The sequence below is a fragment of the Bacillus sp. 204(2023) genome (assembly GCF_037027505.1).
Classification (GTDB): domain Bacteria; phylum Bacillota; class Bacilli; order Bacillales; family Bacillaceae; genus Bacillus; species Bacillus subtilis.
On sequence record NZ_JAXCHE010000004.1, the window covers coordinates 120880 to 136165 of the forward strand.

A 15286-nucleotide genomic window follows, 5' to 3' on the forward strand; every position below is an offset into this window, starting at 1 on the left:
TTATTTTGAAAACGCTTACAAATTCATTTGGAAAATTTCCTTTTCATGCGGAAAAAATCTGTATTTTGCTAAACAACCCTGCCCATGAAAAATTTTTTCCTTCTTACTATTAATCTCTCTTTTTTTCTCCGATATATATATCAAACATCATAGAGTAAGGAGATGAATCATGAAAAACATGTCTTGCAAACTTGTTGTATCAGTCACTCTGTTTTTCAGTTTTCTCACCATAGGCCCTCTCGCTCATGCGCAAAACAACAGTGAGAAAGAGGTTATTGTGGTTTATAAAAACAAGGCCGGAAAGGAAACCATCCTGGACAGTGATGCTGATGTTGAACAGCAGTATAAACATCTTCCCGCGGTAGCGGTCACAGCAGACCAGGAGACAGTAAAAGAATTAAAGCAGGATCCTGATATTTTGTATGTAGAAAACAACGTATCATTTACCGCAGCAGACAGCACGGATTTCAAAGTGCTGTCAGACGGCACTGACACCTCTGACAACTTTGAGCAATGGAATCTTGAGCCCATTCAGGTGAAACAGGCTTGGAAGGCAGGACTGACAGGAAAAAATATCAAAATTGCCGTCATTGACAGCGGGATCTCCCCCCACGATGACCTGTCGATTGCCGGCGGGTATTCAGCTGTCAGTTATACCTCTTCTTACAAAGATGATAACGGCCACGGAACACATGTCGCAGGGATTATCGGAGCCAAGCATAACGGCTACGGAATTGACGGCATCGCACCGGAAGCACAAATATACGCGGTTAAAGCGCTTGATCAGAACGGCTCGGGGGATCTTCAAAGTCTTCTCCAAGGAATTGACTGGTCGATCGCAAACGGGATGGACATCGTCAATATGAGCCTTGGCACGACGTCAGACAGCAAAATCCTTCATGACGCCGTGGACAAAGCATATGAACAAGGTGTTCTGCTTGTTGCCGCAAGCGGTAACGACGGAAACGGCAAGCCAGTGAATTATCCGGCGGCATACAGCAGTGTCGTTGCGGTTTCAGCAACAAACGAAAAGAATCAGCTTGCCTCCTTCTCAACAACTGGAGATGAAGTTGAATTTTCAGCGCCGGGGACAAACATCACAAGCACTTACTTAAACCAGTATTATGCAACGGGAAGCGGAACATCTCAAGCGACACCGCACGCCGCAGCCATGTTTGCCTTGTTAAAACAGCGTGATCCTGCCGAGACAAACGTCCAGCTTCGCGAGGAAATGCGGAAAAACATCGTTGATCTTGGTACCGCAGGCCGCGATCAGCAATTTGGCTACGGCTTAATCCAATATAAAGCACAGGCAACAGATTCAGCGTACGCGGCAGCAGAGCAAGCGGTGAAAAAAGCGGAACAAACAAAAGCACAAACCGATATCAACAAAGCGCGAGAACTCGTCAGCCAGCTGCCGGGCTCCGACGCCAAAACTGCCCTGCACAAAAGACTGGATAAAGTACAGTCATACAGAAATGTAAAAGATGCGAAAGACAAAGTCGCAAAGGCAGAAAAATATAAAACACAGCAAACCGTTGATACAGCACAAACTGCCATCAACAAGCTGCCAAACGGAACAGACAAAAAGAACCTTCAAAAACGCTTAGACCAAGTAAAACGCTACATCGCGTCAAAGCAAGCGAAAGACAAAGTTGCGAAAGCGGAAAAAAGCAAAAAGAAAACAGATGTGGACAGCGCACAATCAGCAATTGGCAAGCTGCCTGCAAGTTCAGAAAAAACGTCCCTGCAGAAACGCCTTAACAAAGTGAAGAGCACCAATTTGAAGACGGCACAGCAATCCGTATCTGCGGCTGAAAAGAAATCAACTGATGCAAATGCGGCAAAAGCACAATCAGCCGTCAATCAGCTTCAATCAGGCAAGGACAAAACGGCATTGCAAAAACGGTTAGACAAAGTGAAGAAAAAGGTGGCGGCGGCTGAAGCAAAAAAAGTCGAAACTGCAAAGGCAAAAGTGAAGAAAGCGGAAAAAGACAAAACAAAGAAATCAAAGACATCCGCTCAGTCTGCAGTGAATCAATTAAAAGCATCCAGTGAAAAAACAAAGCTGCAAAAACGGCTGAACGCCGTCAAACCGAAAAAGTAACCAAAAACCTTTAAGACTTGCATTCCAGGTCTTAAAGGTTTTTTTTACATTCTAAGAACACCACACACAACCTTTTTCCCATCCATTGTACAGGCTTTTCATACTATTGCTATACAGCCATGAACAGCATAAAATGAACGTTATTACAGTTATCACCACATATGGCGGGATTGTGACTGGGCAGGCAGGCAAGACCCAATGATGCAAAGGGAGTATTAGTGCCTAAAAAGCAGGGCATTTTAACTCTTCTTTTCGTGTTGGGCTCATAACGGCGCCTTGGACAACCCCTATTCTCATGCTCCGTCGTCGACGCGGGCATTTTTGTCATTTTCAGCCGGTATTTCTCACTTTTTTCATTTTGATTGTCAACTTTTCATTTGATACGATGAACAAGCCGACTTTTCTTCAGCAAAGGAGGTTTTGATTGCTTGCATAAAGAGATTGCAAAAGAATTACTGCTGCTCGCAGGAGGAAAAAACAATATTATCAGCATCAGCCATTGTACGACCCGTCTTCGTTTTGATGTAAAGGACGAGACGAAAATTGATATACATGCCATTGAGAACCTGCAAGGTGTGCAGGGCACCTTTTTCCGCTATGGGCTTTTCCAGATTATCTTCGGAGCAGGCGTCGTCAACAAAATATATAAAGAAGTCGTTCATGTATGGGAGACCGCGCCTTCTGAAGAGCCTGTCCACCAGAAAAAAGCCAGCCGGAAACTGAACCCTGCCGCAGCTTTTGCGAAAACACTGTCCGATATTTTTGTGCCGATCATTCCGGCAATAACAGCAAGCGGCCTGCTCATGGGGCTGATCGGCATGATTAAGGTGTTTCATTGGTTCGCTGCCGGCAGCCCATGGATTAAAATGCTCGACCTCGTGTCCAGCACAGCCTTTATTTTACTGCCGATTTTAGTCGGCTTCAGTGCTGCACGGCAATTTGGCAGCAACCCATACCTAGGGGCAGTGATTGCAGGGCTTTTGACGCATCCTGATCTGCTGGACCCGTCTATGCTCGGCAGCAAAACCCCGTCTTCTTTAGACATATGGGGGCTTCATATCCCAATGATGGGCTATCAGGGTTCCATGATACCGATTCTTCTTTCCGTTTTTGTCATGAGCAAAATTGAGAAGCTATTAAAATCGATTGTGCCGAAGTCGCTTGATGTCGTGATCATTCCCTTTATTACGGTCATGGTGACAGGGTGCCTCGCGCTGATTGTGATGAATCCCGCCGCGTCCATCATCGGCCAGATCATGACACAATCGATCGTCTATATTTATGATCACGCCGGCATTGCCGCCGGAGCTCTTTTCGGCGGCATCTACTCCACCATCGTCCTATCTGGATTGCATCATAGCTTTTATGCAATTGAGGCAACGCTGCTTGCTAATCCGCATGTCGGTGTCAACTTTTTAGTGCCGATATGGTCGATGGCGAATGTGGCCCAAGGCGGAGCGGGGCTTGCGGTATTCCTCAAAACGAAACAATCAAGCCTGAAGAAAATTGCGCTCCCCGCTTCTCTGACCGCGTTTTTAGGCATTGTTGAGCCGATTGTATTCGGGGTAAATCTCAAATTGATCCGTCCCTTTATCGGAGCAGCCATCGGCGGTGCTATTGGCGGAGCATACGTGGTTGCGGTACAAGTTGTGGCAAATTCCTACGGGCTGACAGGCATTCCGATGATTTCAATTGTGCTGCCGTTTGGCGCCGCGAATTTTGTTCATTATATGATCGGTTTCTTGATCGCAGCCGTCTCTGCTTTTATAGCTACATTGTTTCTCGGGTTTAAAGAAGAGACAGAATAACTGGATTTATTCGTTTTCATTCATAAAACGGGGGATGAAAGGACAAAAAAGCTATGAAAATTAAAAGAATCTTAAATCATAATGCTATCGTCGTAAAGGATCAAAATGAAGAGAAGATTCTCTTGGGTGCAGGAATTGCGTTTAACAAAAGGAAGAATGACATTGTCGATCCGTCAAAAATAGAAAAAACCTTTATCAGAAAAGATACACCTGACTATAAGCAGTTCGAAGAGATTTTAGAAACATTGCCTGAAGACCACATTCAGATTTCTGAGCAAATTATCTCTCATGCCGAAAAAGAGCTGAACATCAAAATCAACGAGCGCATTCATGTCGCTTTTTCAGACCATCTTTCTTTTGCGATTGAACGCTTGAGCAATGGGATGGTTATCAAAAATCCGCTGCTGAATGAAATCAAAGTCCTTTATCCAAAGGAGTTCCAGATCGGCTTATGGGCCAGAACACTGATTAAAGATAAACTGGGGATTCACATTCCTGATGATGAAATCGGCAATATCGCCATGCATATCCACACAGCAAGAAACAATGCCGGCGATATGACACAAACGCTTGATATTACAACAATGATCCGTGATATTATCGAGATTATCGAAATTCAATTGTCTATTAATATCGTTGAAGATACCATCTCTTATGAACGGCTTGTGACCCATCTCCGCTTTGCCATTCAGCATATCAAAGCAGGCGAATCCATTTACGAGCTGGACGCAGAAATGATCGACATCATTAAAGAGAGGTTTAAGGATGCCTTCCTGTGTGCCCTAAGCATCGGCACCTTTGTGAAGAAGGAATACGGCTTTGAGTTTCCTGAAAAAGAATTGTGCTACATCGCCATGCATATTCAGCGGTTCTACCAACGGTCAGTCGCACGCTGAGACAAACAAAAAACGCTTTTGATCATCTCAAAAGCGTTTTTTTATCTGATTTATTGGTTGATTGCCGGATTCCCAATCGTATTCCACTTCGTATAGGACATGTAATGGAAATACTCATCGCGATACGGATGTTTTGTATTGGAGTTCCAAGGCTTTTCTCCGCCGCAGAAGTGCACGATTGCCGGGTTTTCTCTCGTTTCATTATATTGCTTCCGCCCTAACAGAGTCGATGGGGTTTTCAGCTTTAACATGATATAGGTTTGAGCGTTCCAGCGCGGATGAAGTTCATACCACTGATCATACAAGATCGCATTCAGTGCATCTTGGTCATGCAGCACAAGAAAGTCTTCGTCTGGGTGTTCATTGATAAAGTTGATGACTTTTTCTGTGATGTTTTGCTTTCTCCAAGACTCAAAATCAATAATCATGATACCTGAGTTAAAATACTTCCCTGTATCAGTGACGTTCATTTCTTTCAGGCGTTCATGCTGCCCCGCATCCTCAACAGCGGCTACGGTGTATGGCGCAATGTCTAAGTCCCATAGCTTAGAAATATCCTCTAGGACAAGCGCATCACAATCGATGTAAATCATTCGTTTGATGCTTTCATCCTTAATTAAGTCGGGAATCGAAATGCGGTAATACGCGGCTTTTGTAATATGGCTGCTCTCTACCGCATGTTCATACATGTTGGTATCCACTTCTAAAAACTCAATCGGCACTCCGAATTTCAAAGTGGTTTCTTCCAGTCTTTTTTTGTTATCAGGCTTAATTCCGCCATCAATGACGTATAATTTTACCTCTCTCTCCTGATCCATGTTAGTCAATAAAGAAACGAACATCCCACCTAAATGACGAGCATAATTATCATCTGCGCATGATACGATATGCATAACTTCATCTTTCTTCAATGATATTCATCTCCCTTTGTGTTGTACAAATTACATTCCCGATTTCAGAAAATTAAACACTATTCTTCAATATTTTTTTAGACAGAATGTGCTATACAACAAAAAAGGTGTCATTTTTTGAACATGCGATAAAGCCAATAAAGGATGTAAAAGCTGGCGATCGTTATGGCTTCAGCCGAAGCGATGTACCACGGCCAAGGCCCGAGAACATCTAAAAGAGAAGAGCCGCCCGGTTTTTTCGTCAAATACATATAATTCGCGCCAAGCCACCGATCAAGCAGATAAATGCAGATGCCGTACACATTGACAATCAGGACTGTCACCCATAAAGAGCGCTGGCCCATTCTGTAGGTGCCAATCACAGCCATCAGCAGACAGGATAAAAACACAGACCCGTGAGAAATAAAAAAGAGGATATATCGGATATGCGGAAATGAAAACATACCGAGGTCAGGAGTGGCAAGAGCCTGAATCGAACTGCCGATGCCGACAAAAAACAAAAACACAAACAGCTTTCTGCTTTTTGTCACTAACATAATAGCTGACAAATACACCGACAGGTCACTAAGCTGGAGAGGCAATGAAGTGCGCACCGACCACCTGCCCGTGGCGACCATCCATATTTGATAGCCGATTTGCGAACCAAGCAAAAGAAACACAAACAGAGAACGCAAAAACCGGCTGGCCCTCGGCTGCTTGACCCCATCTTGGAACAAAAACAACAGAATGGCCAAAAGGGCGATAATCGCTAACGTCACTACATGCTCTGTCGAAAACAGATGAAACGGATCATGCTTATAGACGGATTGAACATATTTTTGCAAGATTGCACCCCGTTTGCGAGTTTTTGTTTATTTTGGCGTTGTTTGGGCTTTTTTTATTCAACCGATATATGGGCTTGAAGTTCACATCAGACTCTGTTACAATTCGTTTCATAGCTAATGATTCTGATAATTTAAGGCAGGCCTAAAAAATGGAACGTTCACATCAACATCAGCAGCTTCGGAAGGAAGAACACGATACACTTTCTAAGCTCAAACAAATGCCCGTCGAGTCACTCAACCTGGAAGCCATTTCGATCGCTACGAATCTGTATCGGTCTGCACAAAGGCTCCGTGTCAAAATGGAGACTGAGGTTCTTTCTTCCTATAACCTTTCTTGGACCGCTTTCTCCATTCTTTATGATCTATGGGTATGGGGAGCGCTCGAAACGAGAAAAATCGCTGAGCTGTCAGGGATATCTACAGCTACAGCAAGCAACGTGATCAAAACGCTCGAAAAAAAGAGTTTTTGCCGTAAAAGCATCGACACAAGAGATCGGCGACTCGTGTTTGTCTCCATCACCGATTCCGGCAAACAAGCGATCGAAGAACTCTACCCGGAGTTTCACAAAGGGGAAACAGAGCTCATTGCGGGAATGACGAAGGACGAACAGAAAATATTGACAGGGCTGCTTAGAAAGGTAGCTGACAATCTTCATACAACATAAGCTTTGACGGGAATCCAGTAGCGGTTTGTCTCCCTGTTTCAGAGAGCCGGCGGAAGGTGCGAGCCGGCACACAGCAAACGTGAATTACCTCCCTGAGCTTTCTTTGTGAACCTTAAACGTAGCAAAGAACGGGAAACCGTTATTCGAATGAGCGGAAGACGATGTCTTCAACCAGGGTGGTACCGCGTGCATTGAGCCACGTCCCTTATCGGGATGGGCTCTTTTTGTGTTTGTAAAAAGGAGGAAGAATGATGAAAACATTTGAGCAGCTCACAGCAGCACAGCAAAAAGAGGTAGAAAGACAGCTACAGCTATACATGACAGGCGCCCACGAAGTCATACCGCCGGAGGAATTAAAGGCAAAGCTCGTGAAATCAATTTCCACGGGCACGCCGCTTAAAATTAAGCTCGGATTAGATCCGTCTGCACCGGATGTACATTTGGGCCATACGGTTGTGTTAAATAAGCTTCGCCAATTTCAAGAAAACGGCCACATTGTCCAGCTGTTAATTGGGGATTTCACAGGAAAAATTGGTGATCCGACCGGAAAATCGGCAGCCAGAAAGCAACTGACTGATGAAGAAGTTCAGCACAATGCCAAAACCTACTTTGAGCAATTCGGAAAAGTGCTTAATCCAGAAAAAGTCGAGCTTCACTATAACTCAAAATGGCTGAAAACATTGAATCTGGAAGATGTCATTGAATTAGCAGGGAAAATAACGGTAGCCCGCCTGATGGAGCGCGACGACTTTGAAGAACGCATCGCCATGCAAAAACCAATCTCACTGCATGAATTCTTTTACCCATTGATGCAGGGATATGATTCTGTCGTTCTCGAAAGTGATATTGAATTAGGCGGAACGGATCAGCATTTCAATGTCCTCATGGGACGGCATTTCCAAGAACGATACAACAAAGAAAAACAAGTCGTCATCCTGATGCCGCTCTTGGAAGGCTTGGATGGCGTCGAGAAAATGTCGAAGTCGAAACACAACTACATCGGCATTGACGAACATCCAAACGACATGTACGGAAAAACGATGTCACTGCCCGACAGCCTGATGAAAAAATACATCCACTTGGCGACAGACTTAGAGCTTGAAGAGAAAAAACAGCTCGTAAAAGACTTAGAAACCGGCGCCGTTCATCCGCGTGATGCCAAAATGCTTTTAGCCAAAACAATCGTCCGAATGTATCACGGAGAGAAAGCAGCAGAAGCTGCCGAACACTCGTTTAAAACAGTCTTTCAGGAAAACAGCCTGCCGGAAGATATACCGGCCGTAAACTGGAAAGGCGAAAAAACGATAGCGATGATTGATCTGCTCGTCAAGCTAAAGCTCCTCTCTTCGAAGAGCGAGGCGCGCCGCATGATTCAAAACGGAGGTGTCCGCATCGACGGAGAGAAAGTAACAGATGTTCACGCCAAAGCAGAGATAAGAGAGAATATGATCATCCAAGTCGGCAAACGCAAGTTTTTAAAGCTCCAATAATCTGATATTCCGAAACGCTTATGACCCTTCATTCATAAGCGTTTTTTTTGCAGGTATAAAGCACTGTCTTTTCAAAAACGCTCTCCATCTTGCAGGAAACTCCTTTAGCATCCCGAAATATTCCCCAACCATACATTTAGGGGAGGTTTATTTTTGATGAAAAAGCTTTTGACTGTCATGACGATGGCTGTTTTAACTGCCGGCACACTGCTCTTGCCGGCACAGAGTGTCACCCCTGCCGCGCACGCTGTACAAATATCAAATAGCGAGCGCGAGCTTCCATTCAAAGCAAAGCATGCGTACTCTACCATTTCTCAGCTAAGTGAAGCAATCGGCCCCAGAATAGCCGGAACTGCATCTGAAAAAAAGAGTGCCCTATTGATCGCCTCATCCTTGAGAAAATTAAAGCTTGATGTGAAGGTTCAACGATTCAACATTCCTGACCGACTTGAGGGAACACTGTCTTCAGCAGGACGCGATATTCTTCTCCAAGCGGCGTCCGGTTCAGCTCCGACTGAAGAACAAGGGCTGACGGCCCCGCTTTACAATGCGGGATTGGGCTATCAAAAGGACTTTACCGCTGACGCCAAGGGCAAAATCGCCTTAATTTCCAGAGGAGACCTGACTTATTACGAGAAAACCAAAAATGCCGAAGCCGCCGGAGCAAAAGCTGTCATCATTTATAACAACAAAGAAAGCCTAGTTCCTATGACGCCAAACCTGTCGGGAAATAAAGTCGGCATTCCGGTCGTCGGCATTAAGAAAGAAGACGGCGAAGCACTTACCCAGCAAAAAGAAGCCACCTTAAAACTAAAAGCATTCACAAACCAAACCTCCCAGAACATCATCGGAATCAAAAAACCAAAGAACATCAAACATCCAGACATTGTGTACGTGACGGCCCATTACGACAGTGTTCCTTTTTCACCCGGAGCAAATGACAACGGCTCAGGAACCTCTGTTATGCTGGAGATGGCGCGTGTCTTAAAAAGCGTTCCATCTGATAAAGAAATCCGCTTTATCGCTTTCGGCGCCGAAGAGCTCGGCCTGCTCGGCTCCTCTCACTATGTAGATCATCTATCGGAAAAAGAGCTGAAACGAAGCGAAGTGAACTTCAACTTAGATATGGTAGGCACAAGCTGGGAAAAAGCGTCTGAGCTGTATGTCAACACATTGGATGGCCAATCTAACTATGTTTGGGAATCCAGCCATACGGCTGCTGAAAAAATTGGTTTTGACAGCCTGTCTCTGACACAGGGAGGATCATCTGATCATGTGCCATTCCACGAAGCCGGCATTGATTCCGCGAACTTTATTTGGGGAGACCCGGAAACAGAAGAAGTTGAGCCGTGGTATCATACCCCTGAAGACTCGATCGAACATATCAGCAAAGAACGCCTCCAGCAAGCAGGCGATCTTGTGACAGCCGCTGTCTATGAGGCTGTGAAAAGAGAGAAGAAACCAAAAACCATTAAGAAACAAATGAAAGCCAAAGCAACTGACATTTTTGAAGATATCAAATAAAAAAAGACGGCACTTGGGTGCCGTCTTTTTTAATCCACTTCTTTCTTAATCCCCAGCATTTTCTCATCTAGGTAATGGGCAATCTCCGCGGCTTCCTTCAGCTCATCTGTTAATTGCTTAGGAACGTCATTGTTCAATTTATAATAAATTTTATGTTCAAGGCTCGCCCAGAAATCCATCGCGATTGTCCGGATTTGAATTTCTGCTTTGACGTATTCCACACGGTTCGTTAAATTCACAGGCATCTCAATGATTAAATGCAGGCTTCGATAGCCATTCGGTTTGGGTGTCTGGATATAATCCTTTACCTTTACGATTCTCAAATCTTCATGCTGCTTCAACACATTCACGACATTATAAATGTCAGAAATAAAGGAACAGATGATGCGCACGCCGGCAATGTCGTGAATATGCTCCTTCATTTCCTTCGTCGTAATCTCACAGCCCTTTCTCATTAACTTATTCACGATGCTTTCAAAGCTTTTGACACGGGATTTTGTATGTTCAATCGGGTTGTGTCCGTGAATGAGGTTATATTCCTGGCTGATAATTGAGAACTTTGTATCGAGCGCATCTAGCGCAAATTTATAAACTAATAATTCATTTTTCCAATCTTCCATTACTGTTTTTAAATCGTCCATATGTGTTACAGATAAATCCATGTTCGTCATCTCCTTTAACGGAACTTTATCCGCTGTCCATGTACTAGACGTCCCTGTCTGCTGCAAGGTTCTATGAATTTTTTTACAAAATGCGGTCGATTGTAACAAAAAAGACCGCACGAAACGAGCGGTCTTTTTTATTATCGGAAGTAGCTGATCAATAATCCGATCGAGAGCAGGAATCCGAAAAATGTATTTGTTTGGGCTGTTGATTTCATTGCGACAATCATATTCATCGGCATTTCGTTCTGGACGAAGCCCTTCACTGCCTGAACCGGCTTAGGCACGCTCAAAAAGACGACAAACAGCCATGGGCTTGCGGCACCGGTAATCACCAAGCCGACAACCCAGATATAAGCGACGGCAAACGACGCAGCTAACAGAGTAACAGCTCCCTTATGCCCCATCAAAATCGCCAATGTTTTGCGGCCGCCTTTTTTGTCCTCTTCAATATCGCGAATATTGTTCGACAGGTTAATCGCGCCGACAAGAATCGCAATCGGGATGGAAATCAAAATGCTCTGCATATTGATCTTATCTGTCTGAATAAAAAACGAAATCAGCACAAACACCGAACCCATGCAAATGCCTGAGAATAATTCACCGAACGGCGTGTACGCAATCGGCAGCGGCCCGCCTGTATACAGGTAGCCGATCGCCATGCCGACAAGGCCGATCAGCGCAAGCCACCAGCTGCTGCTCGCACAAATATAGACACCGAGCAAAATGGCAATCCCGTATGATGCGAGAGCTAATTGCAAAATCGTTTTAGGCTTCATTCCGTGGCGTACAATTGCCCCTCCGATTCCGACTGATTCTGCTGTATCTAACCCGCGTTTAAAATCATAATATTCATTAAATAAGTTCGTCGCGATCTGGATCCATAGGCAAGAAAACAGCATAGCCAAAAACAGCAGCAGATCAACCTTCACATAAAACATCGCCAAAACGGTTCCGAGCAGCACAGGCACAAACGATGCGGTTAACGTATGAGGACGGGTTAACTGCCAAAGGATCTGCCCCATGCTTTCTTTTTGCGGCGCTGTCTGACCCTCACCCTTATTTGTTTGGTTCATCTTCCTCTTCCTTTCTATTAAAAGGCTTACTTTTTTTCAGCCGGCAGCTTAATAAAAAACTCCTTTTGCTTCCTTATCTATCATAATGACTTCTCCCTTATTTCACAAGATACCGCAAGAAGGCGTTTTCTTTCTTATTATACGCTTCTCGCCCTGATTTCATTAGGTTTCTGCTTTCACTTGAACGAACAGGTACAGAAAAATTTTTTTAAGTACATTACACTTTTTAAAAGTTAAAAAGATCTTTTGACTCCAGCTATCTTTTCCTTTATTATGAATCAGCTCGAAACATTCCATTCTTGCCCTTGCAGGTATAAAGATTCATTTTCAAAAACATACGCCGATATATTAATTTGAGGGAGATTAGGGAAAAAATGAAACTTTTTGAGCATCTGATCGTCAAATAATCATGTGATTGTCGAAAAAACGGGAAGGGAATTTTTGATATGCTGCAATTAATGAAACAGCTGTATGAAAAACCCGCTGTCAAGTGGACATGTCATACAGGCTTTTATTTGATGATACTGCTTGTTTTGTTTTTTATGTATGGTTTTCACACCGCGAATACCGGTTCATATATTTATAACGATTTCTAATTGGAGAGAGAATAACTATGAAACTTTTACATGCTATTCAAACACATGCGGAAACGTATCCGCAAACCGATGCCTTCCGCTCTCAAGGCCAGTCGCTCACGTATCAGGAATTATGGGAGCAGTCTGACCGCGCGGCTGCCGCGATCCAAAAACGCATTTCTGGGGAAAAGAAATCTCCTATCCTTGTGTACGGCCACATGGAGCCGCACATGATCGTTTCCTTCTTGGGAAGTGTCAAAGCGGGACACCCTTATATTCCGGTTGACCTGTCCATTCCGTCCGAACGGATTGCGAAAATTATCGAAAGCTCTGGAGCAGAATTGCTGATCCATGCAGCAGGACTCTCAATTGATGCAGTCGGCCAGCAGATTCAGACAGTTTCTGCGGAAGAACTGCTGGAAAACGAAGGCGGCACTGTCAGCCAAGATCAATGGGTCAAAGAACACGAAACGTTTTATATCATTTACACTTCCGGAAGCACAGGAAATCCGAAAGGCGTGCAGATTTCCGCTTCGAATCTTCAAAGCTTCACAGACTGGATTTGTGCAGACTTTCCAGTCAGCGGAGGAAAAATATTTTTAAACCAAGCGCCGTTCTCATTTGATTTGTCTGTCATGGACCTATATCCGTGCCTTCAATCAGGAGGGACATTACATTGCGTGACAAAGGATGCTGTGAACAAGCCGAAAGTCTTATTTGAAGAGCTGAAGAAGTCCGGACTGAATGTGTGGACATCAACACCTTCCTTTGTGCAAATGTGCCTGATGGATCCGGGTTTTTCACAGGATCTGCTGCCTGGTGCGGACACATTTATGTTTTGCGGAGAGGTTCTTCCGGTTTCTGTGGCAAAAGCGCTGCTTGAGCGTTTTCCGAAAGCGAAGATTTTTAATACGTACGGCCCGACTGAAGCGACAGTGGCTGTCACATCGGTTGAAATTACGGATGACGTCATCAGCCGCAGCGAATCGCTTCCAGTGGGCTTCGCCAAACCAGATATGAACATTTACATTATGGATGAACAGGGACAGCCGCTTCCTGATGGAGAAAAAGGAGAAATCGTCATTGCAGGGCCGAGTGTAAGCCGAGGCTACCTTGGTGAGCCAGAGCTGACGGAAAAAGCGTTTTTCTCTCATGAAGGCCAGTGGGCATACCGAACTGGCGATGCCGGCTTTATTCAAGACGGTCAGATTTTCTGCCAAGGACGTTTGGATTTTCAGATTAAACTTCACGGCTATCGAATGGAGCTTGAGGAAATCGAGTTCCATGTCAGACAGTCACAGTACGTTCGCTCTGCTGTCGTGATTCCTTATCAGCCAAACGGAACAGTTGAGTACCTGATCGCTGCTATTGTGCCTGAGGAGCATGAGTTCGAGAAGGAATTCCAGCTGACAAGCGCTATTAAAAAAGAGCTTGCCGCTTCTCTTCCGGCATATATGATCCCGAGAAAATTTATCTATCAGGATCACATTCAAATGACGGCTAACGGCAAAATTGACCGAAAACGCATTGGCGAAGAGGTTCTTGTATGACGCCTTACAGCTCGTTTTTATTCTTTATACTGCTTGGCATTCTTCTTCTGCCGACGATCATTCTCGGCTTAAACGGAAAAAGATTTCAAGCATACAACATGTTCATATCTATCATTATATTGGCTTTAATTTTTTCGCACGACTTACACGGGGTCATCGCGCTGTGCCTGTTTACAATATGGCAGGTGCTCCTGATCAGCGGCTATCTGGCATACCGGCAGAAAGCGAACAGCGGCTTTGTCTTTTGCGGAGCTGTTATCGCGTCTATTCTGCCTTTATTTCTGTCAAAAATATGGCCGTTTCTTTCACACCCGCAGCCGCATCATCCGCCACATAACCTGATCAGCTTTTTAGGTATCTCATATTTAACCTTTAAAGGCGTTCAGCTGATTATGGAAGCAAGAGACGGACTGCTGAAAGAACAGCTGCCATTGCACCGCCTGCTGTATTTCATCCTGTTTTTCCCGACGATTTCCTCCGGCCCGATCGACAGATACCGCCGGTTCGTCAAGGATGAACAGAAGGCTTGGACGAAAGAAGAATACGCCGACCTGCTGTATACGGGAATCCATAAAATCTTCATCGGTTTCCTGTATAAATTTATTATCGGCTACGCGATCAATACGTACTTCATCATGAATCTTCCCGCAATCACGCACAATAAGATTCTTGGGAACCTGCTGTACATGTACGGCTACAGCATGTATTTATTCTTTGATTTCGCCGGCTACACGATGTTTGCCGTCGGGGTCAGCTACATTATGGGTATTAAATCACCGGAAAACTTTAATAAACCATTTATCAGTAAAAATATTAAAGATTTCTGGAATCGCTGGCATATGTCTCTGTCATTTTGGTTCAGAGATTATGTGTTTATGAGATTCGTATTTTGGATGACTAAGAAAAAGTGGATCAAAAACCGTATGGCCGTCTCAAACATCGGGTATTTCCTGCTGTTTATGCTGATGGGGGTTTGGCACGGGCTCGCGCCGCAATATATCATTTACGGCCTCTATCATGCCGTTCTGATGACGTGTTACAACTTTTTCGAGAAGTGGAATAAGAAATATAAATGGCTGCCGTCCAACCGCTGGACAACCATTCTCGCGATTGTGATCACATTCCATTTCGTTTGCTTCGGGTTTTATATTTTCTCAGGAAAACCATTTCATCACCACCATTAAAGGAGATTAGAAAG

General features: G+C 44.4%; 14 protein-coding genes and 1 other annotated feature. Of the genes, 9 read left to right on the forward strand and 5 right to left on the reverse strand.

The annotated features are described in order from the left end of the window. Positions 1-169: 169 nt before the first annotated feature. From epr to sacY, 3 genes are all read left to right on the forward strand, one after another. Complete coding sequence (gene epr, locus WA279_RS10170; protein ID WP_336155330.1) at positions 170-2107, forward strand: minor protease Epr; 1938 nt, start codon at positions 170-172, stop codon at positions 2105-2107. Between the two features lie 428 nt (positions 2108-2535). Then, complete coding sequence (gene sacX / locus WA279_RS10175) at positions 2536-3915, forward strand: SacY negative regulator SacX (protein WP_003243800.1); 1380 nt, start codon at positions 2536-2538, stop codon at positions 3913-3915. A gap of 53 nt (positions 3916-3968) precedes the next feature. Continuing rightward, positions 3969-4811, forward strand: coding sequence for a transcription antiterminator SacY (gene sacY / locus WA279_RS10180; RefSeq protein ID WP_336155331.1), 843 nt, complete (start codon positions 3969-3971; stop codon positions 4809-4811). 50 nt (positions 4812-4861) lie between these two features. Here sacY and WA279_RS10185 read toward each other — a convergent pair whose 3' ends face one another. Both WA279_RS10185 and WA279_RS10190 read right to left on the reverse strand, forming a co-directional pair. Continuing rightward, positions 4862-5722 (reverse strand): glycosyltransferase family 8 protein, encoded by an 861-nt coding sequence (locus WA279_RS10185; RefSeq protein WP_128740831.1) that lies wholly within the window; start codon positions 5720-5722, stop codon positions 4862-4864. A gap of 110 nt (positions 5723-5832) precedes the next feature. Beyond that, positions 5833-6546: a YwaF family protein gene (locus WA279_RS10190; RefSeq protein WP_336155332.1), complete on the reverse strand. Its 714-nt coding sequence runs from the start codon at positions 6544-6546 to the stop codon at positions 5833-5835. A gap of 149 nt (positions 6547-6695) precedes the next feature. On the opposite strand from WA279_RS10190, the gene ywaE reads away from it, so the two are divergent. The 3 genes from ywaE to ywaD all read left to right on the forward strand — a co-directional run bounded on the left by ywaE (position 6696) and on the right by ywaD (position 10225). Further along, positions 6696-7211, forward strand: coding sequence for a tyrZ transcriptional regulator YwaE (ywaE, locus tag WA279_RS10195; protein ID WP_003227345.1), 516 nt, complete (start codon positions 6696-6698; stop codon positions 7209-7211). Further along, positions 7206-7420, forward strand: a binding site (T-box leader). (Overlaps the previous gene by 6 nt.) 39 nt (positions 7421-7459) lie before the next feature. Beyond that, positions 7460-8701 (forward strand): tyrosine--tRNA ligase, encoded by a 1242-nt coding sequence (tyrS, locus tag WA279_RS10200; RefSeq protein WP_336155333.1) that lies wholly within the window; start codon positions 7460-7462, stop codon positions 8699-8701. Between the two features lie 156 nt (positions 8702-8857). Further along, positions 8858-10225 carry an aminopeptidase YwaD gene (gene ywaD, locus WA279_RS10205; protein WP_336155334.1) on the forward strand — a complete coding sequence of 456 codons (1368 nt, stop codon included), beginning with the start codon at positions 8858-8860 and terminating at the stop codon, positions 10223-10225. Positions 10226-10254: 29 nt separating this feature from the next. On the opposite strand, the gene ywaC is transcribed toward ywaD, so the two are convergent. The 3 genes from ywaC to WA279_RS10220 all read right to left on the reverse strand — a co-directional run bounded on the left by ywaC (position 10255) and on the right by WA279_RS10220 (position 12260). Then, on the reverse strand, positions 10255-10887 hold the full coding sequence (gene ywaC, locus WA279_RS10210) for a GTP pyrophosphokinase YwaC (RefSeq protein WP_003244564.1): 633 nt from the start codon (positions 10885-10887) through the stop codon (positions 10255-10257). Between the two features lie 140 nt (positions 10888-11027). Continuing rightward, positions 11028-11963: a 1,4-dihydroxy-2-naphthoate polyprenyltransferase gene (locus WA279_RS10215; RefSeq protein WP_009968370.1), complete on the reverse strand. Its 936-nt coding sequence runs from the start codon at positions 11961-11963 to the stop codon at positions 11028-11030. A 162-nt stretch (positions 11964-12125) separates the two neighbouring features. Beyond that, on the reverse strand, positions 12126-12260 hold the full coding sequence (locus WA279_RS10220; RefSeq protein ID WP_021480955.1) for a hypothetical protein: 135 nt from the start codon (positions 12258-12260) through the stop codon (positions 12126-12128). A gap of 149 nt (positions 12261-12409) precedes the next feature. On the opposite strand from WA279_RS10220, the gene WA279_RS10225 reads away from it, so the two are divergent. From WA279_RS10225 to dltB, 3 genes are read left to right on the forward strand one after another with little or no spacing between them, the layout of a single operon-like run. Continuing rightward, entirely contained in the window at positions 12410-12559 is a 150-nt protein-coding gene (locus WA279_RS10225; protein ID WP_003227330.1) for a teichoic acid D-Ala incorporation-associated protein DltX, read from the forward strand. Positions 12560-12576: 17 nt separating this feature from the next. After that, complete coding sequence (dltA, locus tag WA279_RS10230) at positions 12577-14088, forward strand: D-alanine--poly(phosphoribitol) ligase subunit DltA (protein WP_336155335.1); 1512 nt, start codon at positions 12577-12579, stop codon at positions 14086-14088. Next, a complete protein-coding gene (gene dltB, locus WA279_RS10235) occupies positions 14085-15272 on the forward strand; it encodes a D-alanyl-lipoteichoic acid biosynthesis protein DltB (protein WP_003227327.1) in 1188 nt (395 codons plus the stop codon). The genes dltA and dltB overlap by 4 nt, the downstream gene beginning before the upstream one ends. Positions 15273-15286: the final 14 nt, after the last annotated feature.